This window comes from Prevotella communis (genome assembly GCF_022024175.1).
GTDB classification, from domain to species: domain Bacteria; phylum Bacteroidota; class Bacteroidia; order Bacteroidales; family Bacteroidaceae; genus Prevotella; species Prevotella communis.
In genome coordinates this window covers 2,086,825-2,113,541 of record NZ_CP091794.1, presented here as the reverse complement: position 1 = coordinate 2,113,541, position 26,717 = coordinate 2,086,825, and the positions used below count along the sequence as shown (strand labels likewise).

The window sequence follows — 26,717 nt, the reverse complement described above, 5'->3', positions numbered from 1 at the left end:
TAATCTTATAGGATGTTCATAATATCTTTTAATGCTTTTACTTCATAAGTTACAGGCTCTGTTGCAGGATATTCTGGCCAGTGGTTAAAGAAAATAGTATCTAGTCCGGCATTCTTGGCCCCCAGAATATCTGTTTGGAAATTGTCGCCAATCATAATCGTCGATGCTTTGTTGGCTCCCGATTCTTTCAGGGCATATTCAAAGAATAGGGGTGAGGGCTTGTTGACACCTGCATCTTCGCTCAGGATGATGGTGTCGAAGTGGTTGCTTAATCCGCAGGCCTTCAGCTTCTTGTATTGTACCTCATGAAAACCGTTGCTGCACATGTGTAGCCTATAGCCTTTGTCGCGGAGATAATCCATCAGTTCGTGGGCACCATCAATGACGCCAGGCTTTGATGAGCAGTAGTCAAGGAATACATCGCTTATCTTGAGACAATAGTCTTCGAAGGCAGAGGCTGACTGCTCATTTTTCACTCGTAATTCTTCACTCACACAAAGTGGGTGACGGAAACGCTCAACGATAAGATAATCGCGTGTTATCTCACCCTTGGAGTAGCGTCCCCACAGGTCGATGTTGGTCTTCCAATAGTCTTCGTAAAACACCTGTGGATCGTTGAAATAGCGGTCCAAATGAAAGTCCTCATACGTCTCAGCGAGTGCTATCACGGCATTGCCGTGGGTGTCATAAAGTGTATCGTCGAAATCTAAAAATATGTCTGTGTACTGTTTCATTCGTCTCTTTTCAGTTGTTCCATCAGGTCAGCAATCTTTTTCAGTTCCTGAGGAATACGTATTTTCTGAGGACAGGTTTTCACCTCAATGCAGTGGTTGCACATGATGCAGTGGTCGGGCTGACGGTCCTTGGGGATGGCACGGTCCAGACTGATGAGGTAGTTACGACGGTTCTTGCGGTAGTTCTCGTCACCTTTGTCCTTAGGCAACGTCTTTTCCACCAACCATTTATTATAATGTACGAAGATACCTGGGATATCGATACCATAGGGACAGGGCATGCAGTATTGGCAGTTGTTGCAGGGGATTGTACCCATCTCCATCATCTGTTGAGCAATCTCTGTGTCCAGGAATCGTTGCTCCTCTTCCGTCAGAGGCTCCAACGGACAGTAGGAGAGAAGGTTATCTTTCAGATGCTCCATGAAAGTCATACCACTCAGTACGGTGAGAACACCCTCTGGGGTACCTGCATAGCGGAAGGCCCATGATGCGATCGATTTCTGCGGGTCGCGCTGTTTCAGTTCGTTGATTGCATATTGTGGCAGGTCCTTGACCAGGCGGCCTCCGAGAAGAGGTTCCATGATGACAGCTGGAATATGACGCTTCTCCAGTTCTGCATAGAGATAGGAAGCATCCACATTAAAGCTGTTAATCTCGTTGGCATAGTTCCAGTCCAGATAGTTCAGCTCAATCTGTACGAAGTCCCAGTGATACTGGTCTGTCATAGCCAATACCTCATCAAACACTTCTTTCTGACCGTGGAATGAGAAGCCCAGGTTCCGAATCCTTCCAGCCTCGCGCTCCTGCATGAGGAAGTCCATCATGCCGTTGTCTACATAGCGTTTGTTGAACTCCTCCATACTGCCTCCGATGGCGTGCAGCAGATAGTAGTCAATATACTCAACCTGCAGTTCCTTGAACGAGTTCTGGTACATCTGCATCGATCCTTCGCGTGAAGCATCACCAAAGTTTGATAACTTCGTGGCTACGAGATATTCCTCGCGTTTGTGACGACTCAGAGCGATACCGGTGCAGCGCTCAGAAAGACCGCGACAGTACACGGGCGATGTGTCGAAGTAGTTCACACCATGCTCCAGGGCGTAGTCTGTCTGTTGGTTGATCATATCCTGATCAAACTCTTCAGAATCAGGTAGTTGTGGCAGTCGCATCATGCCGTAGCCTAATAAGGATACCTTGTCGTTGTTCTTGGGGTTGGTCCTGTATGTCATTTGTCCCACAGGTGGCTCGCCAATGTCATTGCCGTTGTCACTCTTCTTTCCTGCACAAGCTGCAATAGCAGCAGCTGAGCCAAGTCCCATATATTTTAAGAAATCTCTTCTATCCATGTCTTCTAATGCTTAATTCATAATGCTTAATGCATAATTAAACCTTAAATCTTAAACCTTAAACCATCTTGTGAACCTCATGACCTTCTACGTGAATGGCCGATAGTGGGCGCACAGGACATAGGTGCTCACAGGCACCGCAACCTATGCAGGCATTCTCGTTGACTGCGGGAACAGATGGTGACAGATCGTCTTCAGGATCGCTGGGCACCATCTCAATGGCACCTACTGGACAATGACGGGCACAGTTGCCACACTCGTTTTCACCCAAAGCCGAAAGACAGAAGTCGGGATAGACCACAGCATGACCTATCTGAATACCTGACTTCTCTTCCTTGTCTATCAGTTTGATGGCACCGGCAGGACAAACCTCTGAACAACGTGTACATTCCGGACGGCAATAGCCTTTCTCGAATGACATTACGGGCTGCATCAGATTTGTGATATCCATGCTGGGACGCAAAACGTCGTTGGGACATTTTGATACGCACAGCTGGCAGCCCGTGCAGTGTTGTGTCATGTGCTTCAGCGAACGGGCACCTGGTGGTACTATTGGTGTCTTTCTTTCAGGCGCTTTCTTCTCGATGATATCTGCCAGTCCTCCATCAACGTGTTTCTTTTCTTGTGCTAAGGCTGCTGTAGATACAAGGGCTGTGGCAATCAAGAAAGAACGTTTGTTGGCATCGACGCTAGCATCACTAGTCGTACCAGTTTTACTGGTCCCACTAGTTTTTCTAGAGTAGCTCAGTGCTCCAAACTTGCAACTCTTGATGCAGTCCCCACATACTACGCAACGACTATAATCGACCTTGTGATTCTTGGAATCTATGCAGGCCGCCTTACAGTTCTTGGTACACAACGAACAGTTCTTGCATTTATCCTCGTTGAAATGAATCTTCAGCAGTGAGAAACGTGAGATAAACGACAGTACCGTGCCTACAGGACAAATGGTGTTACAGTATGTACGACCGTTTCGCCAGGCTAAGATAGCAATGATAATCAGCGTGAGCAGGGCGATGAAGAATACGGGGAGTGACTTCATCCATACGTCTACGCCATAGAATGCATAACTCTCGTAATGCTCTGCAATTGATGCCAGTGCATTATTACCCAACATCCACAAAGGCTGCAGCAGCATGGTACAGATGCGGCCAAAGGCAGAGTAAGGAGCCAACAGCTCAATGATAGTGCCGACACCTGCCAGACAACCTGCGATGAATATAGCGAGCAGACCATATCTCAGCCACTTGTATTCTTTAGAAAAGGTGTACCTGTTTTTCTTGGATTTTTTACCCAACCATCCGAAAACATCCTGCATTACCCCCAGTGGACAGATGATGGAGCAATAGATACGTCCAAATAGAAACGTGAGTACAGCGAGCCCCGCGATGACAGCCACATTCAGTGCCAATACGGCCTCTAAAGCCTGCACTTTGGCCATCCAGCTAAGCCATTGGTGTAGTGTTCCCGTAAAGTCCAGGAACAGCAGTGACAGTCCTATGAACATCACACTGCCCAGTGTAATTCTGATTTTTCGAAGCATAGTAATAGTATTTGTGGCTACAAAGATACGAATAAGCAAGGAAAACACCAAATAAATTGCGTATTTTCAGGCATGAGTATTTTAAAATCCAATTATCAGAAACCAGTCGCGCAGAAAACCTTTGAATCTGTTCTGTGAATCAGCAATCAGTAGCAGACGGTTTCCCTGTATCTCACAGAGTCCTTCGTAATTCGCAAACTTACGACTGGTGAGACTTAGTCGGGTGCGAAACTCTTTGACTAATCTCTTTTCTAATATGGGCTTATCCGTTGGCGTAGTCTCGTAGATACGGATAATGGTGGATGCGCCCAGTTTTAGTTTTGGCACACGAATCTGACGCTCTAAAACCAATAATCGTCCGTCTTCTAATGCGCAGAGTTCCGAAACTCCATAGAAATGCTTCTTACTGATTGGTTCATCAGGTTTATAATAGTAGCAGAACCCTGGTTTCAGGTTATCACTGAAGGATTGGATACGAAGCAGGGAGTCACCTTCCAGGAGCCTTTCACAGGTAGTATAGAATAAATGCCGTTTCCTGTCGTAGGTCAGCGATTCCAATCCGTAGTTGTGTCCTGTCTTCTTGAAGATGTCTGGCATCTCCAGGCGTTGTCCGGTTCGTTTTCCATCCAAAGTATATTCATATACCTCATTATCCTTCTCTCCAGATATGAAAACAGTATTTGTTGTGGGGCGATAGCAGATTCCCTCTACATCTCTGTTTGGCAAACCGCTGGATTGAAATCCCTCGTTCTCTAGTGATGTGATGCACCCTTTGACGCTGTCTGTCTCAATATGCAGAATAAAGAATCCCTCTGTTTCCGACTTGTCGCTCACCACGGCATATCTGTTATTCCCCAAAGCCGTTATCCCACTGTAGTTTCCTGCAGGCAACTCTTGATGAAATCTTTGTGGTTTCTGGGCTATTATGACTGAAGTCCACAATACCATCAAGTAGAGCAATACAATAGTCTTCTTCATCTTTGTTGTAAAGAGAATGTAAAGGTGTGGACTTTATCGAATCAGTTTCACTACAAGGATACTGAACTCATAGAGCAACCAGATTGGCAGGGAGACGACCAGAAGGGTGAAAATGTCAGTAGTAGGGGTGATGATGGCGGCAATGACGAGGATTGCCACGATGGCATGACGTCGATAACGACTCATGAGGCTGGAGCTGATAAGATGCAGACGGCCAAGGATTGCACATACAATGGGGAGTTCAAAAATTATGCCCATGATTAGGCTCATAGAGACAAGTGTGTCTGTATAAGACTGAAGTGTGAGCATATTCTCTACCTCTGCACTGACCTGATAGGTCCCCAGAAAACGCACGGTGAGGGGAAAAATCAGAAAATAGTTGAGCAAGGTGCCAAGAATAAACATCAGATAGCCCGTGGTGACTACCCAGAAAACAGCACGACGTTCGTTTTGGTAAAGCCCGGGAGAAACAAAACGGAATAGTTCGAAGATGTCGTATGGGGCGGCACAGAGCAAACCTGCATAGATGGCCACACGCATGTGGGTCATAAATTGCTCTGTGAGTCCCGTGTTCATCAGGTGAATACTGAATGGCTCTACGCCCAGCCACTGAAAGGTGATGAACTCGCTAGTACGTGGAGCCAGTACAACGGCAAAGAGCCAGTCCTTCATACAGAAGGCGGCAATGCCGAAGATAGTGGTGACAACCAGCGAACGCAGGATGACCCATCGGAGCACATCAAGGTGCTGCCAGAAGGTTACCGGTTCGCTATTATTCATCCTTTTTGACCTCGTCGTTAACTTCCTTCATGCCTTCCTTGAAACTCTTAACGCCCTTGCCTAGGCCGCGCATCAGTTCGGGAATCTTGGCTCCACCGAAAAGAAGTAGCACGATGAGGGCAATGAGCAGCAACTCCTGTGCGCCCAATCCAAGGAAGAGTAATGTGTTAAGTCCAATCATAATCTGTAGGGTTTTTAATATCGGATGCAAATTTAGGTAAAAAAAATGAGATTTGATAAGATTGTCACAAAAATTTTGTACCTTTGCGGCCTACTAATATAACTTTGTACGCATGGAAACAAAAAAGGATACAATTTTGATATTAAGCGGTGGCATGGATAGTGTCACGTTGCTGTATGATTACAAGGAGCGCATCGCATTGGCTATTTCGTTCGACTATGGGTCAAATCATAACGCCAAGGAGATTCCTTTTGCCCGTCTGCACTGTGAACGGCTGGGTATAGAACATATCGTGATTCCTCTGGATTTTATGGGTAAGTATTTCGAAAGCTCGTTACTGCAAGGTTCGGAGGCTATCCCTGAGGGACATTATGCTGACGAGAACATGAAATCTACGGTGGTGCCTTTCCGTAATGGCATCATGCTGAGCATTGCCGTGGGTATGGCAGAGAGTCGCGAACTGCAGTATGTGATGATGGCAAATCATGGTGGCGACCATACGATTTATCCTGACTGCCGCCCTGATTTCGTTGCGGCTTTCGATGCTGCAGCCCATGCTGGCACTTATAATGGTGTGCATCTTGTTTCACCCTATACGAATATCACCAAGGGACAGATTGCTGCTCGTGGAAAGGAATTGGGTATCAACTATGCCGAGACGTGGTCGTGCTACAAAGGTGGTGAAAAACACTGTGGCAAATGCGGCACGTGTGTAGAACGCAAAGAGGCATTGGCCGATGCCGGTATTCCTGATCCAACGGAATACGAATAAAATGAAATAAAAAAATAAATGGGAGCAATCAATTACTCCCATTTATTTTTGTATCATATGTGTGTTTCTTCTTACTTCTTCAACCAGCGATCCAACCACTCAAAGTAGGTGCGCTGCCAAAGAATACCGTTCTGTGGCTTCAATACCCAGTGGTTCTCGTCTGGGAAAATCAGTAACTCAGCTTCGATACCACGCATGCGGGCTGCATTGAATGCACTCATGCCCTGAGTTGCATTGATGCGGTAGTCCTTCTCGCCGTGGATGCAGAGGATAGGTGTATCCCATTTGTCCACAAAGCGGTGGGGTGAGTTCTCGTAGGTCTTCTTGGCACGAGCTGTCATGTCGCGATTCCAAGGCGCATCGTCGTACTCCCAGTTCGAGAACCAGTTTTCCTCGGTCTCGGTGTACATGGCTTCGAGGTTGAAAGCACCATCGTGTGCAATGAAGCACTTGAAACGTTTGTCATGGTGACCAGCCAGATAGTAAACGGAGAAGCCGCCGAATGATGCACCAACGGCACCAAGTTTGTCACGGTCAACATAAGACAGACTGTCGCATGCAAAGTCTATAGCCGACAGATAGTCATTCATGCACTGACCAGTCCAGTCGCCACTTATCTCCTCAAGCCATTCCTGTCCGAAGCCAGGCAGACCGCGGCGGTTGGGAGCAACGACTACATAACCCTGAGAAGCCATGATGAAGAAGTTCCAGCGGTAGCTCCAGAACTGAGATACAGGACTCTGTGGACCACCTTCACAGAATAGTAGGGTGGGGTATTTCTTTGTCTTGTCGAAATGAGGAGGCAGAATAACCCATGTGAGCATTTCCTTACCATCGGTGGTCTTCACCCAGTACTGTTCTACAGAAGGTTTTCCAAGCTGGTCAAGGATTTCTTTGTTGACCTCGGTAATCTGAGTAATAGCTACGCCATTATCAGTATCGTTTGGTGTCACCACATAGAGATCGGCGGGTTCTGTGTAAGAATGTTTCTCTGCCAGAATCTGCTTGTCGTTCAGCATCTGCAGTGAACCGAAATCAGCCTGATAGTTTGTCATCTGTTTTACCTCGCCCTGAAGGTTAGTGCTGTAGAGATTCTCTGTGGCGTGCCATACACCTATATAATATATGGTACGCGCGTCAGGTGCCCAACAGTAATCGTCCACGTTTGAATCAAACGACTCCGTAAGGAATGTCTTCTCACCTGTTTTCAGGTCGTAGCAGCACAGACGCATACGGTCGGCCTCATAGCCGTCTCGTGCCATAGATGTCCAAGCCAGATAGCGGCCGTCAGGTGAGAACTTAGGATTCTGGTCGTAGCCAGGCAAGTTTTTCAGATTCTCAGGGGCGTTGACTGCCTGATTAAGCATGGTTTTGGTAGGTTCGATGGCAGGCTCTACATAGTCGGCAGGCTTACAGAGATTCTTGGTCTCTTTCTTTTCTACATCATAAAGGAAAATGTCTGAGTCAGTAGAGATAGAATACTGCAGACCAGTCTTCTTCCTGCAGGTGTACGCAATCTGTTTAGAGTCGGTGCTCCAAGCCAGTTGTTCCATACCGCCAAAGGGTTCCATTGGACATTCGAAAGGCTCGCCCTCAAGGATGTCTGTACCTTCGCTGGCAACAGAAAAATCATCGTTTACTGTGAATACGAAGGGGTGCTGGATACTCTCCACGTAGTGGTCCCAGTGACGATACATCAGGTCTGTTACCACACGGCCTGTAGTCTTTGGCAAGTCGGCAGGTTTTTCCTTGATTACCTCGTTGAAGGGGATGCTCTTCAGAATGATGACCTTTGAACGGTCGGGAGAGAACTGGAAACCCTCAACCTGACCTTCTGTCTCTGAAAGCTGTTTGCGGGCTGAGCCGTTAAGACTCATCTTCCACACTTCGCCACCCTTGATGAAGGCTACGGTCTCGTTGTCGAGCCATTGCGCATCCGTTTCATTGTCGGCATCTTCAGTAAGTTGCTTCTGTTCTGATCCATCAGCATTCATCATCCAAAGCACCTGGTGACTTTTGTTTTCTTCTACACTATAGTAGCCCATCTGGAAAACGATATGCTGTCCGTCAGGTGAAGCCTGATAACCACCGATACGACTCATAGCCCAGAGTGCCTCTGGCGTCATCTGGTCATTCTCCAACTGTATGGTTTGTTTTTGGATGTTCACTTCGTTATTGTCTTTCTGTGAGCCGCAAGCCGTGAGTAGCAGAGCTGCGGCACCAATTGCTAATAATTTATTCATAAGCGTCATTTATTTCTTCTTCACGGGATCGCAGGTCAGGCCGCACCCCAGTTTCTTGAATATCTTACGATCTACTTCTGAGAGCATTACGGTAGAATGTACCTGGCAGCCGCGCAGACGGGGCAACTGTTCCAATGCTTTGCGGCACTGCTCATCGTCCTTTGACAATACGCTCAGGGCTACCAGCACCTCATCAGTATGCAGACGGGGATTCTTACCTCCTAAGTATTCTATCTTAGTTTTCTGAACAGGTTCAATGAGACTCTGTGGAATCAGTTTTGCCTCATGGCTGATGCCTGCAAGGTGTTTGGTGGCATTGAGCAGCAGAGCAGCAGAGCAACCCAGCAGGGGTGATGACTTCGCTGTGATGATGGTGCCATCTTCCAATTCCATTGCGGCAGAGGTCTGACCAGTGAGTTCTTGTTTGGCTTGAGCAGCTACGGTGACACGACGATAAGCGGTGGTAATCTTTGCCTGATTGAAAAGCATCAGAATCTTGTTGATTTCCTTCTCGTTGTCAATACCCTCCGCCATTTTGTTGGTCGCATCGTAGTATCGACGGATAATCTCGTCGCGACTGGCCTGGCAGCATACCTCGTCATCGCTAATGCAGAAGCCCACCATGTTGACGCCCATATCTGTAGGACTCTTGTAGGGGTTCTCACCATAGATGCCCTCAAACAGTGCGTTAAGCACAGGGAATATTTCAATGTCGCGATTATAGTTGATGGCAATCTTGTCGTAGGCTTCCAGATGGAAGGGGTCGATCATGTTCACATCGTTGAGGTCGGCGGTAGCTGCTTCATAGGCGATGTTTACAGGATGCTTCAGGGGCAGACTCCATACGGGGAAAGTCTCAAACTTGGCATAACCAGCCTGTACACCGCGCTTATTCTCATTGTAGAGCTGACTGAGACATACTGCCATCTTGCCAGAACCTGGACCTGGAGCTGTGACGATGACGAGCTCTCGAGATGTCTCAACGTAGTCGTTCTTACCAAAGCCTTCGTCGCTGGCAATGAGTTCCACGTTATGGGGATAACCATCGATAAGGTAGTGTACATACGACTTGATGCCCATGCGCTCCAGTCGATGACGGAACTGATCTGCTGCATTCTGACCGTTATAATGAGTGATGACGACAGATCCTACCATAAAGTCGCGATTCATGAATTCCTCGCGCAGACGCAGCACGTCTTCATCATAGGTAATGCCCAAGTCTGCACGTACCTTATTTTTCTCGATGTCTTCGGCACTTACTACGATGACGATTTCCAGCTGGTCACGTAACTGTGCAAACATACGTAGTTTTGAGTCTGGCTTGAAGCCTGGCAATACGCGTGATGCATGGTGGTCATCGAAGAGTTTTCCACCCAACTCGAGGTATAGCTTACCATTAAATTTGGCAATTCGCTCTTTGATGTGCTCTGACTGGATTTTGAGATATTTCTCGTTGTCGAAACCTATTTTCATTTTTTCTCTCCCTTTATATTCACTTGTCACTTTCTGTTCTGCTGTTGCTTCTGCATCTCGGCAGCGCGCTTCTGCATCTCCTCCAGACGGGCAGCCAAGCCACTTGCCTTCTTGGGGTTGTTCTGGTTCTCTTTGTATTTAGCCTCAAGGATAGCCAGCAGCTTCTCGTCGTCAGTTGTTTTGCGGAGTGTCCACATGATAGCTGCAGAGAAAAACAGGGAGATGAAGTAATAGAAGTTCAGACCTGAGCCGTAGTCATTGAACATGAAGAAGAACATCACAGGCATGACGTACATCATGTACTGCATCATCTTCATCTGCTCGGCCTGCTGTCCTACCATCTGGTCGCGTTGCTGGCGCATGGTCATATATGAATAGAGGATGTTGCTCACACAGAACAGAATACAGGTCAGCGAGAGATGGTCACCGATACCCCATATATGCGTATCCCACTGTCCGATGAAGGGGATGGGGTCGTATGTTGACAAGTCTTCCATCCACAAGAACGACTCACGACGCAACTGTATGGCGTTAGGTACGAAGTTGAACATCGCAATCCAGATAGGCATCTGAATCAGCATTGGCAGACAGCCACCCAGAGGAGATACTCCGTATTTTGCATAGAGTTGCATCATGGCCTGCTGCTTTTGCATCTGATCCTCGGGCTTGTTGTACTGCTTGGTTGCTTCTTCGAGTTTGGGTTTCAGAACGCGCATCTTTGCGCTTGACATATAACTCTTCTTCACCATGGGGTAGGTTATGAGCTTCAGCAGCATTGTGATGAGAATCAAAACAATACCCATTGGCAGACCCAACTTCGTGAGCCAGTCGAAGACATACAGTGTGAACCAACGGTTGATGAAGCGGAATAGAGGCCATCCCAGGTAGACCAAACGCTCCAGCTCAAGATCCTTGCCAAACTCACTCTGGGCCTCTACATCCTGAATCAGACGGAAGTCGTTAGGACCAAGGTACATTTCAAATTCTGATGCCTGCAGACCTGTGGGATCGAACTTCGTGGTGAGGCGTGCGTCATAGTTCTTTAGGATGCGTGTGCTCTTATCCAGAGGTGTGCTGGCTAGTTCTGCACCAGTGTTGAATGCATCTCTTGATATGAGTACAGCTGAGAAATACTGGTTCTTGAATGCCACCCAGTCAATAGGTTCTTCGGTAGTCTCTTTCTTTTCTGATGTCTCGCTCAGGTAGTCGGTACCGCCATTGTGAAACTTATATGTCAAAGCCGAACGCTGGTTCTCGAATGTGAAACCGCGCTCCTGCTGGCGACAAGAGTCCTGCCATAGAATAACCACTTCTTTGTTGGTGGGGTCGAGCTGGTCACCCAGTCCTACGGCCTGCATGGAAAAATGCAGCATATAGTCAGGACCCAGTCGGTATTTGAAAATCAATTGTCCGTTGCCCTGAGCCTGAGCTGTCATTGTGAGTGAACCGTCAGCTTCTTGGGTTGGCGTGAAATAAAGGTCGCGGGTGTTAATATACTGCTTCAGACCCTTGATGATGAAGTCCATGTGTTGTCCATTCTCGGTGAAGAGTTGAACGCCCATATTGTTCAAGGTGTCCTTATGGCCCAGGATACGTGCGCTGGCAATGGTACCACCCTGTGTGTTGAACGTCAATTCCAGTGAGTCGTTCTTCAATGTAACGAGACTGTTGACGCCAGCCAGTGAGTCACTCATTGAAGGGAAGAAAAGGGCAGCTGAGTCAATGGCAGCTACAGCCTTCTGTCCCTTTAACGTATCCTGTACAATCTGTTGTTGCTCCTGAGCCATCTTGACAGCAGCAATACTGTCCTGCTCATGGTTGTAAGCATCAATCTCTGCTTGCGAGGGAGAACTCATGTAACTGAATGCAATGAGTACCACTGCAATGAGACTGAAACCAATCAAAGTGTTTCTGTTCATATTAATTATCTTACTTTTTGTTACTTTTTTACAAACAAGGTGCAAAGTTACGAAAAAAAATCATAACTTTGCACTCGGTTATGAGAAAATTAGCATTATTTATTGCTGCTGTCAGTTCAATGGGTCTTTCGGCGGCAGAGCCTCAGTTGAAAAACACTGGGCTTTATTATCGTCTTTTCGCTCCGCTGACGTTTTATCACAACGTAGCAAGTAGTCAATTTAATATTATTTCTAATGACTCTGATGAGGTGAGTCAGGCTATAGATCAGGCGCTTATGCACGTTTATCTGAAACGCCCGGAATTGGTGAAAGTTACCGAATCTGAACAGGAAGAGGCTGGTTCCTTGCGTCAGGATATCATCGAGACACCCGTAATGCAGGAGGTAGAGATGGTGGAACAGGCAGCACCAATGCCAGAGACTCCTGAAGCTGCTCCTGTTGAGGTTGTTATAGAAAAACCAAATTTCTGGAAGTACAAAGGTGATGCGAATTTGCAATTCATGCAGAATTATGTGTCGGACAACTGGTATAAAGGCGGTGAGAGTAATCAGGCTGCAGTAGGTTCTGTGACACTTGAGGCTAATTATGACAATAAGTCAAAATGGAAGTGGGATAATAAACTGGAGATGAAGTTGGGTTTCCAGACATCACCTTCAGACACTGTTCATAAGTTCAAGACCAATGAGGACTTGATTCGTTATACGGGAAAGGTAGGATTGCAGGCTGCCAATCGTTGGTACTATACTTTACAGATGTTGGCCTACACGCAGTTTTATCATGGTTTGAAGTCAAACAATACAAAGGTGTTCTCTGACTTTATGTCGCCTTTTAACCTGAGCGTCGGTCTTGGTATGGACTATAAGGTACAGGCTCTTGCCAATAAGCTTACGGGTACTATCAATATGTCGCCTCTCGCTGTGAACTATCGTTATGTTGACCGTGCCGATTTGGCCGCGAGTTTTGGTGTTAAGACGCCGGACCATAGTCATTCGTTGACTGACTTCGGTTCGCAAATAACGGCGTCGCTCACTTGGCAGGTCAATGATGTGCTTTCTTGGAAGACGCGCATCTATGGATTCTCCAGTTATCACCGTTCAGAAGTGGAGTGGGAGAATACGTTTACCCTGCGTGTATCGAAGTATATCTCGGCCAACCTGTTTCTCTTCCCTCGTTTCGACGATGCCAACAATCGTGACGAAAATCTGGGCTATTGGCAGTTCAAAGAGTACTCTTCACTGGGATTCTCTTATAATTTCTAAAGGTTATTCTTGATTTTCTTTGTATTATTCAAAATAAATACTACCTTTGCACCCGCTTAAACTTAAACATATATTGTAGATATGGAAATCAAAATTACTTTTCCCGACGGATCTGTTCGCTCGTATGAGCAGGGCGTAACGGGACTTCAAATTGCCGAGAGCATTTCGCCTGCTCTGGCTCGCAGCGTTTTGGCTTGCGGTGTGAATGGCGAAACGGTGGAGCTAAACCGTCCTATCAATGAGGACGCACAGATTGAGCTCTATAAGTGGGACGATGAGCAGGGTAAGCATACTTTCTGGCACACCTCTGCCCACTTGCTGGCTGAAGCACTCCAGGAATTGTATCCTGGCATTCAGTTCGGTTTCGGTCCTGCTGTAGAGAGTGGCTTCTTCTACGATGTGCTGCTGCCTAATGGTGAGAGCATCAAGGAGAGCGATTTTGCTACCATCGAGAGCAAAATGCGTGAACTGGCCTCAAAGAAGGAGCCTGTGGTTCGCAAGGAAGTTGCTAAGGCTGATGCTCTGAAGGAGTTTGCTGCTAATGGTCAGACCTATAAGTGCGAACATATCGAGCAGGACCTCGAGGATGGTACTATCACCACCTATACACAGGGTGCTTTCACCGACCTTTGCCGTGGTCCCCATTTGATGGATACAGGCGAGATTAAGGCTATCAAGCTGACCTCTGTTGCCGGTGCTTTCTGGCGTGGCGATGCCAACCGTGAGCAGATGCAGCGTCTCTATGGTATCTCTTTCCCCAAGAAGAAGATGCTCGACGAGTATCTTGTTATGTTGGAGGAGGCTAAGAAACGCGACCATCGTAAGATTGGTAAGGAGATGGAACTCTTTATGTTCTCTGACAAGGTTGGTAAGGGTCTGCCTATCTGGTTGCCCAAAGGCACAGATATGCGTTTGCGCTTGCAGGACCACTTGCGTAAGGTTCAGAAACGTTATGGTTATCAGGAAGTTATTACTCCACACATTGGTTCGAAGAACCTCTACGTTACCTCTGGTCACTGGGATCACTATGGTAAGGATTCCTTCCAGCCCATCCAGACACCTGAGGAGGGTGAGGAGTATCTGTTGAAGCCAATGAACTGTCCTCACCACTGCGAAATTTTTGCATGGAAACCCCGTTCATATAAGGATCTGCCTCTGCGTATTGCTGAGTTTGGTACTGTATATCGTTATGAGCAGAGTGGTGAGCTTCATGGCTTGACTCGTGTACGTTCTTTCACTCAGGACGACGCCCACCTGTTCTGCCGTCCTGACCAGGTGAAGCAGGAATTCCTCAACGTGATGGATATCATTAATGTGGTGCTTTCTGCTTTCGGCTTCAATTTTGAGGCACAGATTTCTCTGCGCGATCCCAACAATCACGAGAAGTATGTGGGTAGTGATGAAGACTGGGCACTGGCTGAGAAGGCTATCCAGGAGGCTTGTGAGGAAAAGGGACTGCCTGCTAAGGTAGAATATGGCGAGGCTGCTTTCTATGGTCCTAAGCTTGACTTTATGATTAAGGATGCCATTGGTCGTCGTTGGCAGTTGGGTACCATTCAGGTGGACTACAACCTGCCAAAGCGCTTCCAGTTGGAATATACCGACGAGGATAATCAGAAGAAGACACCTGTAATGATTCACCGTGCTCCCTTCGGATCAATGGAGCGTTTTACAGCTGTGCTGATTGAGCATACAAGTGGTCACTTCCCCTTGTGGCTTACTCCTGATCAGGTGATTGTTCTGCCTCTGTCAGAGAAGTACAACGACTATGCAAAGAAAGTGCTCGAGCAGTTCAACCAGCAGGGTGTTCGCGGTTCTATCGATCTTCGTAACGAGAAGTTGGGTCGTAAGATTCGCGATAATGAGTTGAAACGTATTCCTTACATGGTTATTGTTGGTGAGAAGGAAGCTGCAGAGGGACTTGTCTCTATGCGTCAGCAGGGTGGTGGCGAGCAGGCTACCATGACTATCCAGCAGTTCATCGACAAGATTAATGCTGAGGTTGCTGAGCAGACAAAGAATTTCTAATCTCAGAATTCTAATATAATAAAAAGAGGTCACTTCATGATGAGGTGACCTCTTTAATTTAGCATTTATTCTTCTCACTGAATCGCAATCTGCTTACTGGATTGCAATTTTGTCCACGCGCTTTTGGTGGCGACCACCTTCGAAACTTGCGGTGAAGAATTCATCCATAATCTTGCGTGCCATGTTGTTGTCGATAAAACGACCTGGCATTACCAATACGTTGGCATCGTTATGCTGACGGATAAGGTGTGCAATCTCTGGTATCCAGCAAAGACCTGCGCGTACCTGCTGGTGCTTATTCAGTGTCATAGAAATACCCTCACCACTGCCACAAATGGCAATACCAGGGTAAACCTCACCACTTTCGATGCCCTTTGCCAAAGCATGACCGTAGTCAGGATAATCTACACTGGCATCGCTCCATGTGCCATAGTCTTTCACGGGATAGCCTTTCTCCTCCAGATACTGGAGTACAAACTGTTTCAAAGCGAAGCCTGCGTGGTCGCAAGCAACTCCAACTGTTTTTACTTCCATAGTCGTAAGATTTTAAAAGGCACGGACCGGAAGTCCGTGCCTGATGATTAGATTATTATAAATTAACCCAGCAGGGCTTTAACCTGCTTGTAAACATTCTCTCCGGTGAAGCCGAGCTTCTCGTCGAGCACCTTGTAAGGAGCAGAGAAACCAAAGCTCTCCAGACCCCATACTGTACCGTCGGCACCTACCAGACCCTCGAGGTTTACTGGCAGACCTGCTGTGAGACCGAATTTCTTAACGCCAGCAGGCAGGATGCTCTGCTGATACTCCTTGCTCTGGCTGCGGAACAGACCCTCAGAAGGAACGCTTACGATGCGCACCTTAATGCCATCCTCGCGGAGCAGCTTAGCACCAGCCTCCAAGGTAGAAACCTCAGAACCGGAAGCAAGCAGGATAACGTCGAACTTCTCGTCTGATCCAGCTACAACGTAAGCACCCTTAGTAGCCTGGTTGTAGTCGTTGCCCTCGGGCAGCATCTCGATGTTCTGACGAGAGAAGATAAGTGCTGTAGGTGTATCCACATTCTCCATAGCCATGCGCCAGCAAACGGTTGTCTCCTCAGCATCGGCAGGACGAACTACCAATACAGAGTTCTTGCCGTGGTGGTTCTTCAGCTTCTCCATCAATCGGATCTGTGCTTCCTGCTCAACAGGCTCGTGGGTAGGTCCATCCTCACCAACACGGAAGGCATCGTGAGTCCAGATGAACTTCACGGGCAGTTCCATCAGGGCAGCCATACGAACGGCAGGCTTCATGTAGTCTGAGAATACGAAGAAAGTACCGCAAGCAGGGATAACACCACCGTGCAGAGCCATACCGATACAGCAGCAAGCCATGGTGAGCTCAGCTACACCAGCCTCGAAGAATGCACCGCTAAAGTCGCCACGAACCATATCCTTAGTCTTCTTGAGGAAGCCGTTTGTATTATCAGAGTTTGAAAGGTCGGCTGATGCACAAATCATGTTGGGCACCTGCTCAGCCAACTGACCGAGAACGGTAGCCGATGCGTTACGTGTAGCGCAACCGGGCTTCTGCTCAACCTTGCTCCAGTCGATCTTTGGAGCCTTACCGCTGAACCACTTCTCCAGCTGCTTAGCCTTCTCGGGGTTAGCCTTAGCCCACTCAGCCTTCTCAGCGTAGCGCTCAGCCACAATTTTCTTCAGCTCCTCAGCACGCTTAGCATACATCTCCTTAACCTCGGGGAAGATCTGGAATGGATTCTCAGGATCAGCACCCAGGTTCTTCATCGTGTTGATGTAAGCGTCACCACCGAGCGGTGCACCGTGAGTAGCGCAGTTGCTCTCATATGATGTGTTGTCGGCCTTACGGGCACCCTTACCCATAACGCAGTGACCGATAATCAGACTTGGACGCTCCTTCTCGGCCTGAGCCTTCTTGATAGCCTCACGAATCTGGTCAACATCGTTACCGTCAATCTTCTGTACATACCAGCCCCATGCCTCGTACTTCTTAGCTGTGTCCTCGCAGGTCACAACCTCTGTCTTTGTAGAGAGCTGGATATCGTTAGCGTCGTAGAACATGATGAGGTTGTCCAGACCCAGGTTACCGGCGATACGACCAGCACCCTGTGAAATCTCCTCCTGCACACCACCGTCAGAGATGTATGCATAGATGGTCTGATTCATGACGTTGCCCAGACGAGCCTTCAGGAACTTAGCGGCGATAGCAGCACCAACAGCGAAACAGTGACCCTGTCCGAGAGGACCAGAGGTGTTCTCGATGCCGCGCTCAATCTCGCGCTCGGGGTGACCGGGAGTTACTGAGCCCCACTGGCGCAGGTTTTTCAGATCCTCCAATGTGAACTTGCCTATCAGAGCCAACTGGCTGTAGAGCATTGGAGCCATATGACCGGGGTCAAGGAAGAAACGGTCACGACCCTCCCATGCGGGGTTCTCGGGGTCGTAAACCAGGAACTCACTATACAGAGTGTTGATGAAGTCAGCACCACCCATAGCACCGCCGGGGTGTCCCGACTTGGCTTTTTCAACCATCGAAGCAGCGAGGATACGGATATTATCCGCTGCTTTGTTCATAACTTTGTTGTCGTTCATAATTTGTTTAACTACTGTTTATATTATATATACTTATTTCTTATTATCTACGGCAGCCTGCTCAATGGGGAGACACTGCTTGTAGTTCTCGATGTATTTCTCGAATCCTGCGACATCTTCTGGGGTGGGGGCGATGCTCACACCTGTATTGCCTGCGAATACCACTGTCTCCAGGTAATCGGCCAGTGACAATTTATTGGGGTTGTTCACCACGTAGCCAGCCAGCAGGGCGATACCCCACGCACCACCTTCGCCAGCAGTCTCCATCACACTGATAGGACTGTTCAGGGCTGCAGCCAGCATGCGCTGACCTACACCTGCGGTCTTGAAGTAACCACCGTGACCGGTGATACGATCCACACGAATCATCTCGTCCTTGAACAGAATATCGTTTCCAATCTTCAATACACCGATGGCACCGTAGAGATGGGCACGCATGAAGTTGGCCAAGTTGAACTTGTCATTAGCTGAGCGCACAAACATGGGACGACCCTCGCTGAGACCTGTTACGGGTTCACCGCTGACGTAATTGTATGCCATCAGACCACCGCAGTCAGCATCACCCTCCAATGCCTTGTTAAACAGTTTGCCAAACAGCTCGTTCATATCTACCTTCAAGCCCATCAGCTGCTGATACTCCTTAAACAGACCTACCCAGGCATTGATGTCTGAAGTACAGTTGTTGCAGTGTACCATAGCTACCAGACTTCCGTCAGGTGTTGTCACCATGTCAATCATCTCGTAGGGCTTTGAAAGCGGCTTCTCCAATACAATCATAGAAAAAGAAGAGGTTCCTGCGCTCACGTTACCTGTGCGCTGCTTTACAGCATTGGTGGCAACCATGCCTGTGCCGGCATCACCTTCTGGAGGACATACCGGACATCCAGGCTTCAGATGACCACTTACGTCCAGTTTCTTGGCACCTTCGGGAGTCAGGAAACCAGCGTTTTCGCCAGCATTCAGACTCTTTGGCAGAATGTCGAGTAATTTCCAGCTGAAGCCTTTGGGTGCAATCAGCTCATCGAATTTCTTCACCATCTCGGCATCGTAGGTCTTTGTGGCGGGGTCAACAGGAATCATACCTGATGCATCACCAACACCCAGTACAAACTCGCCAGTTACCTGCCAGTGCACGTAACCTGCCAGTGTTGTCAGGTATTTGATGTCTTTTACGTGCTTCTCATTGTCAAGGATGCACTGATACAGGTGTGAGATGCTCCAGCGCAGGGGAATGTTATAATTAAACAGTTCTGATAGCTTGGCAGCAGCTTTGCCTGTATTCGTGTTACGCCATGTGCGGAAAGGCACCAGAATCTGCTGGTCTTTGTTGAATGCCATGTAGCCGTGCATCATGGCTGAGAAGCCGATGGCAGCCAGTGTCTCAAGCTCACAGTCATACTGCTTCTGCACGTCTTTGCGTAGCTCGGCATAACAGTCCTGCAGCCCATACCATACAGCCTCGGTAGAGTAGGTCCACAGTCCGTCAACGAGTTGATTCTCCCACTCGTGTGAGCCCTGAGCAATGGGGTTGTTGTCTTGGTCGATAAGTACGGCCTTGATGCGTGTGGAACCGAATTCGATTCCCAAAATGGCTTTACCAGCCTCAATGGTTTGTTTTGCGGTCATTGTTTTTCTAAGTTTTGAAGTTTTGACTGCAAAGTTAACACTAATTTTGCTAATAGCCAAATTATTTCAAATAAATAATGAAAAATGATGCTTGGTTTTAGGCGCTATGATGGTCGGTAGGAGTGCTTGATATGGAAATCAGTGGTTTTGACATCGTCAAGTAGGGACTTAGAGGTCGTAACCCTATGGTTTACGCATCGTAAACCTATGGTTTGTGAGTCCAAAACCTATGGTTTAGCATCTCTAAATCAGTGGTTTTTAAAAAGCTGCAGAATAAGGTGTTGTTTCTGTGGGGGAAATAAGGCCTCCCCTCATATCTAAGTCCCCCTTATAGGGGGACAGATATAAGAGGGGGATGAGACCTTAGAAGGGGGTTAGTCGAAGAAACCAGGTTGCTTGTAAGGGATACCTAATTCCCGGTCAACCGTTGCAAGGATGCCTTGAACCTGACCAAGTGCAAACATGCGTCCCAGAAGGGTGTAGCCGGCATTGTGTCCGTGACTGCTTTCGTCCATAATACCACCAGGTTCGTCAGTGAACGTCATACCGTGGTCAACACGCATAGGAAGTGCAGGGTTCTCTTTTTCGAAAATACGGCACAGCTCAATCAGATCGGCACGTCCGCCTAAGTGACTTGCTTCGGTAAAATCTCCGTTGGGGAAAATGTGGCATGAGCGAAGATGAACGAAATGGGTGCGAGAAGCAAATTCCTTTGCCAGCTCAACCACATTGTTGTAAGCACCGGCGCTCAGTGAACCTGCACAGAACGTCAGACCGTTGTGCTTGTTGGGTACTGCATTTAAGAACCAGCGAATGTCCTCTTCGGTACGTACAATACGCGGTAAACCGAGGATTTCAATTGGGGGATCGTCAGGGTGTACGCACATGTTGATATTGCACTCCTCGCAGACAGGCATGATGGCCTCAAGGAAGTATTTCATGTTTTCGCGTAACTGCTTCTTGTCTATGCCTTTATATAAGTCAAGGAATTCACGGAATTTCTGGATTGGAGCTTCGTCGTTTTCGCTGAAATTACCAGATACAAAACCCTGTGTTTTGATGACGATAGTCTCTACCAACTTGTGGTCTTTTTCGGGTGTCATGGTCTTGGCAAGCTCGTCGCATTCGGCTATGACACTGCGACCTTCTCCCCAACCTTCGGGAAACTGGAAATTCTCCCATTCCTCGCGAGCACCAGGGCGCTTCAGGATGTAAATGTCGAAATAGGCAAACTCGGCATAGTTGAAGTAGAGGTTGGTGGCACCGTTGGGGTTGTCGTGGAATAAGTCTGTACGGGCCCAGTCTAGAACGGGCATGAAGTTATAGCAGATGCAGTTGATGCCTTCTGCGGCAAGATTGCGCAGGCTCTCTTTGTATACTTCAATCTGTTGGTCACGGTCAGGTCCGCCATATTTGATAGTTTCGACCACGGGGAGCGATTCTACCACGCTCCAGCGCATGCCATAGCTTTCAATATACTCGCGCAGTTCGCGAATTTTTTCACGTGTCCACACTTGGCCAAGGGGTACATCGTGCAGGGCGGTGACAATGCCCTCAACGCCAATCTGTCTCAGTTGGGCAAGCGTTATCTTGTCTTTCTTGCCAAACCATCTCCAAGTTCTTTCCATTTCTTTCTTTTTGTTTGTTAAAGGTTTTCGAAATTTCATGCAAAGGTACTGGAAATATTTTATATCACCATCAAAATTTGGTTCAAAATTATGTAATTTCGTTTACTTTTCGCTAAAGCGTGAATATTTGTTTCATTTTTTGGTGGTATCAATTTTTCTTCGTACCTTTGCACGTCAAAAATAAAATAAGTACAAATAAGATATGGCAAAGAGATTCGCCGAACATAACGGCTTGAACCTGACACAGGTGAATAACGAGATTCTGGAGAAGTGGATGAAGGATGATATCTTTCATCGCAGCATTGATGAACGTGAGGGCTGTCCTCAGTTTGTATTCTTCGAGGGTCCTCCCTCTGCAAACGGTCATCCAGGTATCCACCATGTGCTGGGTCGCTCATTGAAGGATACGTTTAACCGTTATAAGACCATGCAGGGCTTCCAGGTGAAGCGTAAGGCAGGTTGGGATACTCATGGTCTGCCTGTAGAACTTGGTGTCGAAAAAGAACTGGGTATTACTAAGGCTGATATTGACAACAAGGAAAGTGATAAGTATATCTCAACGGAGGATTACAATAAGAAGTGTCGTGAAAACGTGATGAAGTTTACCGCAGAATGGCGTGAACTGACTGAGCGTATGGGTTATTTTGTAGACCTGGATAATCCTTATATCACTTACGATAATAAGTATATAGAGACTTTGTGGTACCTTTTGAAGAAATTCTATGAGAAGGGTCTACTTTATAAAGGTTATACCATTCAGCCTTACAGTCCTGCAGCCGGTACAGGCTTGTCGAGTCATGAGCTGAACCAGCCTGGTTGCTATCGTGACGTGAAGGATACTACTTGCACGGCACTCTTCAAAATGAAGAATCCAAAGGCTGAGATGACAGAATGGGGTAAACCATATTTTATGGCTTGGACAACAACGCCTTGGACGCTGGCTGCAAACTCGGCTCTCTGTGTAGGCCCAAAGATTGATTATGTGGCGCTGCAAACCTATAATCCATATACTGCCGAGAAAATTACGGTGGTGATGGCTGAGGCACGTGTAGCTGCTTATTTTGATACTGCAGCAGAGATTACTGATGGCGGCGAGATGCCAGAATTCAAGAAGGGTGAGAAGTTCTTGCCTTATCGTGTGGTAGGTCGCTATAAAGGTACTGACCTCGTAGGTATGGAGTACGAACAGTTGTTGCCAATGATTAAGCCTATGGGCGATGCCTTCAAGGTGATTCCTGGTGACTATGTGACGACAGAGGATGGCGCTGGTATTGTGCATATCGCGCCCAACTTCGGTGCTGACGACGCCTTTGTTGCTAAGAAGGCAGGAATCTGTCCTATTGTACTGATTGATAAGAAGGGCAACGAACGTCCTGTTGTTGATCTGCAGGGTAAGTATTTTGTACTTGAAGATCTCGATGCAGAATTCGTTAATAAATATGTAGATGTAGAGAAGTGGGGTAAATATGCTGGTCGTTATGTGAAGAACGCCTATGATGAGAACCTCACCGATAAGGATGAAACTCTTGATATTTCCATCTGCATGGATCTTAAGGCAGAAGGCAAAGCCTTTAAGATTGAGAAGCATGTTCACAACTATCCACACTGTTGGCGTACGGATAAGCCCGTGCTCTATTATCCGCTGGATTCATGGTTCATTAAGAGTTCTGCTTGCAAGGAGCGCATGAGCCAGTTGAATACTACTATTGGCTGGCATCCAGAGTCAACAGGTACAGGCCGCTTTGGTAACTGGTTGGAGAATCTGAATGACTGGAACCTCTCCCGTTCACGCTTCTGGGGTACACCACTGCCTATCTGGCGTAGTGAGGATGGCGAGGAAAAATGTATTGGCAGTCTGGAGGAACTCTACAACGAAATAGAAAAGGCTGTTGCTGCAGGTGTGATGACCTCTAATCCATTGAAGGAGAAGGGCTTCGTACCTGGTGATATGTCGAAGGAAAACTACGACAAGATTGATATGCACCGTCCGTACGTGGATTATATTGTTTTGGTGAGCGACAGTGGTAAGCCCATGAAGCGCGAGAGCGACTTGATAGACGTATGGTTCGACTCTGGTTCTATGCCATATGCCCAGATTCACTACCCATTTGAGAATCGCGAGCTCATCGATAATAATAAGGCATTCCCTGCAGACTTTATCAATGAGGGCGTGGACCAGACACGAGGCTGGTTCTTCACGCTTCACGCTATTGCAACGATGATTTTCGATTCTGTTGCTTTTAAGAACGTGATATCTACAGGTCTTGTGCTTGATGCTAAGGGAAATAAAATGTCGAAGCACGTGGGCAATGTAATCAATCCTTTCGAGATGATTGATAAGTACGGCTCTGATGCTGTGCGTTTCTATATGATTACAAACTCAGAACCTTGGGATAACCTGAAGTTCGATCCAGAGGGCGTGGCTGAAATCAGTCGTAAGTTCTTTGGTACCTTATATAATACATACTCACTCTTCGCGATGTATGCTAATGTGGATAACTTCGATCCGAAAGCTCCACAGATTCCCGTTGAGAAGCGTCCTGAGTTTGACAGATGGATTTTGTCTTGTCTGAATTCATTGGTGAAGGGCGTAGAGGAAGAGATGAATGGCTTTGATCCCACCCGTGCAGGACGTCTCATTGATAAGTTTGTTGACGAGGACCTCTCTAACTGGTATGTGCGTCTGAACAAGAAACGCTTCTGGGGTAAGGAGATGGATGAGGATAAGTTGGCTGCATATCAGACGCTTTACGAGTGCTTGATGACTGTTTCTAAACTTCTGGCTCCGTTTGCTCCGTTCTTCGCAGATCGTATCTACTGTGATATGGGTGGCGAGATGGACAGCGTGCACTTGGAGAAATTCCCCGTAGCTAATATGTCATTGGTGAATGCTGACCTGGAACAGCGTATGGAGATTGCTCAGCGCATTACTACCGTTGTGCTGTCACTGCGCAAGAAGGAAGGCATTGCCGTGAAGCAGCCTCTGCAGACCTTGATGATTCCACCCGTGGACGAGGCTCAACGCATCGCAATCGAGAGCGTGAAGCAGATTTTCCTGCAGGAAGTGAACGTGAAGGACGTGAAATTCGTTGAGGGTCAGGGTATCCTGGTGAAGAAAGTGAAGTGTAACTTCCGTACGATGGGTAAGAAGTTTGGCAAGGACATGAAGGCCGTTGCTGCTGCTGTTACTGATATGACACAGGAGCAGATTGCTGAACTGGAGACCAACGGAAAGGTGCAGTTGGGTAGCTATGAGATTCTGGCCGAGGACGTTGAGGTAATCAGTGAGGATATTCCTGGATGGCTGGTTGGCAACGATGGTAACCTGACTATTGCTCTCGACATCACGCTGACTGACGAGCTGCGTGCAGAGGGTATGGCCCGTACGCTGGTGAACCGCATTCAGAACATTCGTAAGAAGAGCGGATTGGAGATTACCGACCGTATCCGCGTACAGATAGAACCCAACGCGGCTGTAATGAAGGCTGTGGAGGACTTTGGCGACTATATCGCCCGTCAGGTGCTGGCCGATGAGGTCAAGCTGGAGGCCAATGAGGGACAGTCTGTTGAATTTGATGATTTTAAACTGAATATCAATATTACTAAATCTTAAGACTTATGGCGGAAAAGACACGCTACACTGACGAGGAGCTCGAGGAGTTCCGTCAGATAATCAATGAGAAGTTGGCCTTGGCCAAACGTGACTACGACCAAATGATGGCTTCGCTGACCAATCAGGATTCTAACGATGTGGATGACACATCACCCACCTACAAGGCATTGGAGGAGGGTAGTGCTACGCAGTCAAAGGAAGACTTGATTCAGTTTGCAGCACGTCAGCAAAAGTTTATTCAGGGACTTAAAGCTGCCCTCGTACGTATTGAGAATAAGACATATGGCATTGACCGCATCACAGGAAAACTTATTCCTGCTGAGCGTCTGCGTGCTGTACCTCATGCTACGTTGAGCGTTGAGTCAAAGCAGATTGAAAAGCAAAAGAAGTGAATAAGGCTAAAGAAATCGTGACTAAAGGAAGATTGGCGGTGATACTAATCATCGCCATCCTCCTTATTGATCAGTTTATTAAAATATGGGTGAAGACCCACATGGAGTTACATGAGAGTATCCGAGTGACCAACTGGTTCTATATTGCTTTTATCGAAAACAACGGTATGGCTTATGGTATGCAGATTGGTTCGAAGTTACTTCTTTCACTTTTCCGTGTAGTAGCCATAGGTGCTCTAGGGTATTATATCTGGCTTCAATCTAAAAAAACTAATGTTCGTTGGGGATATATTGTCTGCTTGTCTATGATATTGGCAGGTGCTGCAGGCAACCTAATTGACTGTATGTTCTATGGTTTATGTTTTGATGCCTCTACTGTAGGACACGTTAGTCAGTATGTAGGTTTGGGCAATGGCTATGAGTCGTTCCTCATGGGACGGGTGGTGGATATGTTTTATTTTCCTCTCATTGTCACGACTTATCCCGATTGGTTCCCTGTTTGTGGAGGTGAGGATTTTATCTTCTTTAGTCCCGTATTTAATTTTGCCGACTCGAGTATTAGTGTTGGAGTAGTAGCTTTATTGCTGTTCTTCAGAAAAGAAATCGGTCAGATTTCATTTAGGAAGAAATGAAGAAATATCTGCTGTTTGCCGTAGGCGTTTTTACAATGATGGTTGGATGCAAACCCGGTACGCCGAGTGAATATATTCAGCCTGACGACATGGAGGATATCCTTGTTGAGTATCATATGGCTAAAGCTATGGCCGGCCAGTATGACGGGTCATATGAGGAGCGTAATTATCAACAGGCTTTGTATATTGAGGCTGTATTGCGTAAGCATGGTGTGACTCAGGAGCAGTTTGACTCTTCACTAGTCTATTATTATCGTCGTGCTGACAGGTTTGATAAACTTTATCAGAATGTAGCCGACAGACTTGAGGAACAGGCTTTGTCGCTTGGTGCTACAGAAGGTGAGATTGGTAAGTTTGCTTCTCTTAGTGCTACTGGTGATACGGCTAATATCTGGACAGAGCGTTCGCGCTATGCAATGATGCCAGTCCCTCCTTATAATCGTTGGTCGTTTGAAGTATCAGTAGATACGGCTTTTTATAATGGGGATAGCTTTCTTATGCAGTTTATGTCTGACTTTATGTTCCAGGATGGTATGCGTAATTGTACGCTAAATATCGCAGTGACCTATGATAATGACACTACAATCAGTAAAAATATAGTGTTCTCTTATGCAGGTCTGACTCAACTGCGTATCCCTGCTTACGAAAATCATGCAGTCAAGCGTCTTCGCGGCTATTTCTATCTGGCTGGTGGTAGTGATCGTACAACGACTACACGCCTTTTATTCCTGGATAATATTCAGTTGATACGTTTTCATAATGAACAGCATGAAGAGAATCAGAAAGATAGCGTCGAATCAGATAGTATTGGAGGACAAATCCGTCTTGACTCAGTCGGTGGTGGAAATCTCCCAAGGGGAGGTCTTAAAATGGTATCCATTGACTCAGGAGTTACCCAACACGGAATGGTTAGGCGGACAAGTTTGCCTGAGAAGAGATAAAGATGGTGTGCTGAGGGCAT

Annotated in this window: 20 protein-coding genes; 7 read left to right on the top strand and 13 right to left on the bottom strand. The window is 47.2% G+C overall.

The genetic code is table 11. The annotated features are described in order from the left end of the window. Window positions 1–5: 5 nt before the first annotated feature. The 6 genes from L6466_RS08725 to L6466_RS08700 form a co-directional block, all read right to left on the bottom strand. Window positions 6–734, bottom strand: coding sequence for a YjjG family noncanonical pyrimidine nucleotidase (locus L6466_RS08725; protein WP_237803168.1), 729 nt, complete (start codon window positions 732–734; stop codon window positions 6–8). Next, window positions 731–2,080 carry an aldo/keto reductase gene (locus L6466_RS08720; protein ID WP_237803169.1) on the bottom strand — a complete coding sequence of 450 codons (1,350 nt, stop codon included), beginning with the start codon at window positions 2,078–2,080 and terminating at the stop codon, window positions 731–733. Before L6466_RS08720 ends, L6466_RS08725 begins: the two co-directional genes overlap by 4 nt. A gap of 58 nt (window positions 2,081–2,138) precedes the next feature. Then, the gene (locus L6466_RS08715; protein WP_237803170.1) at window positions 2,139–3,623 is read right to left on the bottom strand and encodes a 4Fe-4S binding protein; all 1,485 of its coding nucleotides are present in this window, start codon (window positions 3,621–3,623) and stop codon (window positions 2,139–2,141) included. Between the two features lie 81 nt (window positions 3,624–3,704). Next, complete coding sequence (locus L6466_RS08710; RefSeq protein ID WP_237803171.1) at window positions 3,705–4,601, bottom strand: esterase-like activity of phytase family protein; 897 nt, start codon at window positions 4,599–4,601, stop codon at window positions 3,705–3,707. A gap of 33 nt (window positions 4,602–4,634) precedes the next feature. Further along, window positions 4,635–5,381 carry a twin-arginine translocase subunit TatC gene (gene tatC / locus L6466_RS08705; RefSeq protein ID WP_237803172.1) on the bottom strand — a complete coding sequence of 249 codons (747 nt, stop codon included), beginning with the start codon at window positions 5,379–5,381 and terminating at the stop codon, window positions 4,635–4,637. After that, the gene (locus L6466_RS08700) at window positions 5,374–5,562 is read right to left on the bottom strand and encodes a Sec-independent protein translocase subunit TatA/TatB (RefSeq protein ID WP_091815779.1); all 189 of its coding nucleotides are present in this window, start codon (window positions 5,560–5,562) and stop codon (window positions 5,374–5,376) included. Before L6466_RS08700 ends, tatC begins: the two co-directional genes overlap by 8 nt. A gap of 112 nt (window positions 5,563–5,674) precedes the next feature. Between L6466_RS08700 and queC the strand changes: the two genes are divergently transcribed. Further along, window positions 5,675–6,334 (top strand): 7-cyano-7-deazaguanine synthase QueC, encoded by a 660-nt coding sequence (gene queC / locus L6466_RS08695; RefSeq protein ID WP_237803173.1) that lies wholly within the window; start codon window positions 5,675–5,677, stop codon window positions 6,332–6,334. Between the two features lie 71 nt (window positions 6,335–6,405). Here the strand turns inward: queC and dpp5 are convergent, their stop codons facing one another. From dpp5 to yidC, 3 genes are read right to left on the bottom strand one after another with little or no spacing between them, the layout of a single operon-like run. Next, a complete protein-coding gene (gene dpp5 / locus L6466_RS08690; protein WP_237803175.1) occupies window positions 6,406–8,577 on the bottom strand; it encodes a dipeptidyl-peptidase Dpp5 in 2,172 nt (723 codons plus the stop codon). A gap of 9 nt (window positions 8,578–8,586) precedes the next feature. Continuing rightward, on the bottom strand, window positions 8,587–10,050 hold the full coding sequence (locus L6466_RS08685; protein WP_091815785.1) for a DUF1846 domain-containing protein: 1,464 nt from the start codon (window positions 10,048–10,050) through the stop codon (window positions 8,587–8,589). A 26-nt stretch (window positions 10,051–10,076) separates the two neighbouring features. After that, entirely contained in the window at window positions 10,077–11,969 is a 1,893-nt protein-coding gene (yidC, locus tag L6466_RS08680) for a membrane protein insertase YidC (RefSeq protein WP_237803177.1), read from the bottom strand. 80 nt (window positions 11,970–12,049) lie between these two features. On the opposite strand from yidC, the gene L6466_RS08675 reads away from it, so the two are divergent. Both L6466_RS08675 and thrS read left to right on the top strand, forming a co-directional pair. Next, window positions 12,050–13,228, top strand: a complete 1,179-nt coding sequence (locus L6466_RS08675; RefSeq protein WP_237796112.1) for a DUF3078 domain-containing protein — start codon at window positions 12,050–12,052, stop codon at window positions 13,226–13,228. Between the two features lie 81 nt (window positions 13,229–13,309). Then, window positions 13,310–15,256, top strand: a complete 1,947-nt coding sequence (gene thrS, locus L6466_RS08670; RefSeq protein ID WP_237803178.1) for a threonine--tRNA ligase — start codon at window positions 13,310–13,312, stop codon at window positions 15,254–15,256. Window positions 15,257–15,349: 93 nt separating this feature from the next. On the opposite strand, the gene rpiB is transcribed toward thrS, so the two are convergent. From rpiB to uxuA, 4 genes are all read right to left on the bottom strand, one after another. Beyond that, on the bottom strand, window positions 15,350–15,790 hold the full coding sequence (rpiB, locus tag L6466_RS08665) for a ribose 5-phosphate isomerase B (RefSeq protein WP_237796122.1): 441 nt from the start codon (window positions 15,788–15,790) through the stop codon (window positions 15,350–15,352). A 62-nt stretch (window positions 15,791–15,852) separates the two neighbouring features. Next, window positions 15,853–17,865 (bottom strand): transketolase family protein, encoded by a 2,013-nt coding sequence (locus L6466_RS08660; RefSeq protein ID WP_237803179.1) that lies wholly within the window; start codon window positions 17,863–17,865, stop codon window positions 15,853–15,855. A gap of 33 nt (window positions 17,866–17,898) precedes the next feature. Continuing rightward, entirely contained in the window at window positions 17,899–19,491 is a 1,593-nt protein-coding gene (locus L6466_RS08655) for a xylulokinase (RefSeq protein WP_237803180.1), read from the bottom strand. Window positions 19,492–19,865: 374 nt separating this feature from the next. Further along, window positions 19,866–21,119 (bottom strand): mannonate dehydratase, encoded by a 1,254-nt coding sequence (gene uxuA / locus L6466_RS08650; RefSeq protein WP_091815906.1) that lies wholly within the window; start codon window positions 21,117–21,119, stop codon window positions 19,866–19,868. A 202-nt stretch (window positions 21,120–21,321) separates the two neighbouring features. On the opposite strand from uxuA, the gene ileS reads away from it, so the two are divergent. Genes ileS through L6466_RS08630 form a run of 4 tightly spaced genes read left to right on the top strand, consistent with a single transcriptional unit; the run spans window position 21,322 to window position 26,697 of the window. Next, window positions 21,322–24,732, top strand: coding sequence for an isoleucine--tRNA ligase (gene ileS, locus L6466_RS08645; RefSeq protein ID WP_091815806.1), 3,411 nt, complete (start codon window positions 21,322–21,324; stop codon window positions 24,730–24,732). 5 nt (window positions 24,733–24,737) lie between these two features. Further along, window positions 24,738–25,124 (top strand): TraR/DksA family transcriptional regulator, encoded by a 387-nt coding sequence (locus tag L6466_RS08640; RefSeq protein ID WP_091815809.1) that lies wholly within the window; start codon window positions 24,738–24,740, stop codon window positions 25,122–25,124. Continuing rightward, window positions 25,121–25,756 carry a lipoprotein signal peptidase gene (locus L6466_RS08635; RefSeq protein WP_091815812.1) on the top strand — a complete coding sequence of 212 codons (636 nt, stop codon included), beginning with the start codon at window positions 25,121–25,123 and terminating at the stop codon, window positions 25,754–25,756. The genes L6466_RS08640 and L6466_RS08635 overlap by 4 nt, the downstream gene beginning before the upstream one ends. Further along, the gene (locus L6466_RS08630; protein ID WP_237803181.1) at window positions 25,753–26,697 is read left to right on the top strand and encodes a DUF4296 domain-containing protein; all 945 of its coding nucleotides are present in this window, start codon (window positions 25,753–25,755) and stop codon (window positions 26,695–26,697) included. The genes L6466_RS08635 and L6466_RS08630 overlap by 4 nt, the downstream gene beginning before the upstream one ends. Window positions 26,698–26,717 lie beyond the last annotated feature (20 nt).

Excerpts from the sequence above, each read along its gene's own strand:
- L6466_RS08655 (WP_237803180.1), bottom strand. The coding sequence starts at position 19,491 with ATGACCGCAAAACAAACCATTGAGGCTGGTAAAGCCATTTTGGGAATC.
- L6466_RS08630 (WP_237803181.1), top strand. The coding sequence starts at position 25,753 with ATGAAGAAATATCTGCTGTTTGCCGTAGGCGTTTTTACAATGATGGTT.
- L6466_RS08660 (WP_237803179.1), bottom strand. The coding sequence starts at position 17,865 with ATGAACGACAACAAAGTTATGAACAAAGCAGCGGATAATATCCGTATC.
- L6466_RS08715 (WP_237803170.1), bottom strand. The coding sequence starts at position 3,623 with ATGCTTCGAAAAATCAGAATTACACTGGGCAGTGTGATGTTCATAGGA.
- L6466_RS08640 (WP_091815809.1), top strand. The coding sequence starts at position 24,738 with ATGGCGGAAAAGACACGCTACACTGACGAGGAGCTCGAGGAGTTCCGT.
- L6466_RS08710 (WP_237803171.1), bottom strand. The coding sequence starts at position 4,601 with ATGAAGAAGACTATTGTATTGCTCTACTTGATGGTATTGTGGACTTCA.
- ileS (WP_091815806.1), top strand. The coding sequence starts at position 21,322 with ATGGCAAAGAGATTCGCCGAACATAACGGCTTGAACCTGACACAGGTG.
- thrS (WP_237803178.1), top strand. The coding sequence starts at position 13,310 with ATGGAAATCAAAATTACTTTTCCCGACGGATCTGTTCGCTCGTATGAG.
- uxuA (WP_091815906.1), bottom strand. The coding sequence starts at position 21,119 with ATGGAAAGAACTTGGAGATGGTTTGGCAAGAAAGACAAGATAACGCTT.
- L6466_RS08720 (WP_237803169.1), bottom strand. The coding sequence starts at position 2,080 with ATGGATAGAAGAGATTTCTTAAAATATATGGGACTTGGCTCAGCTGCT.
- dpp5 (WP_237803175.1), bottom strand. The coding sequence starts at position 8,577 with ATGAATAAATTATTAGCAATTGGTGCCGCAGCTCTGCTACTCACGGCT.
- tatC (WP_237803172.1), bottom strand. The coding sequence starts at position 5,381 with ATGAATAATAGCGAACCGGTAACCTTCTGGCAGCACCTTGATGTGCTC.
- L6466_RS08675 (WP_237796112.1), top strand. The coding sequence starts at position 12,050 with ATGAGAAAATTAGCATTATTTATTGCTGCTGTCAGTTCAATGGGTCTT.
- L6466_RS08700 (WP_091815779.1), bottom strand. The coding sequence starts at position 5,562 with ATGATTGGACTTAACACATTACTCTTCCTTGGATTGGGCGCACAGGAG.
- rpiB (WP_237796122.1), bottom strand. The coding sequence starts at position 15,790 with ATGGAAGTAAAAACAGTTGGAGTTGCTTGCGACCACGCAGGCTTCGCT.
- queC (WP_237803173.1), top strand. The coding sequence starts at position 5,675 with ATGGAAACAAAAAAGGATACAATTTTGATATTAAGCGGTGGCATGGAT.
- L6466_RS08685 (WP_091815785.1), bottom strand. The coding sequence starts at position 10,050 with ATGAAAATAGGTTTCGACAACGAGAAATATCTCAAAATCCAGTCAGAG.
- yidC (WP_237803177.1), bottom strand. The coding sequence starts at position 11,969 with ATGAACAGAAACACTTTGATTGGTTTCAGTCTCATTGCAGTGGTACTC.
- L6466_RS08725 (WP_237803168.1), bottom strand. The coding sequence starts at position 734 with ATGAAACAGTACACAGACATATTTTTAGATTTCGACGATACACTTTAT.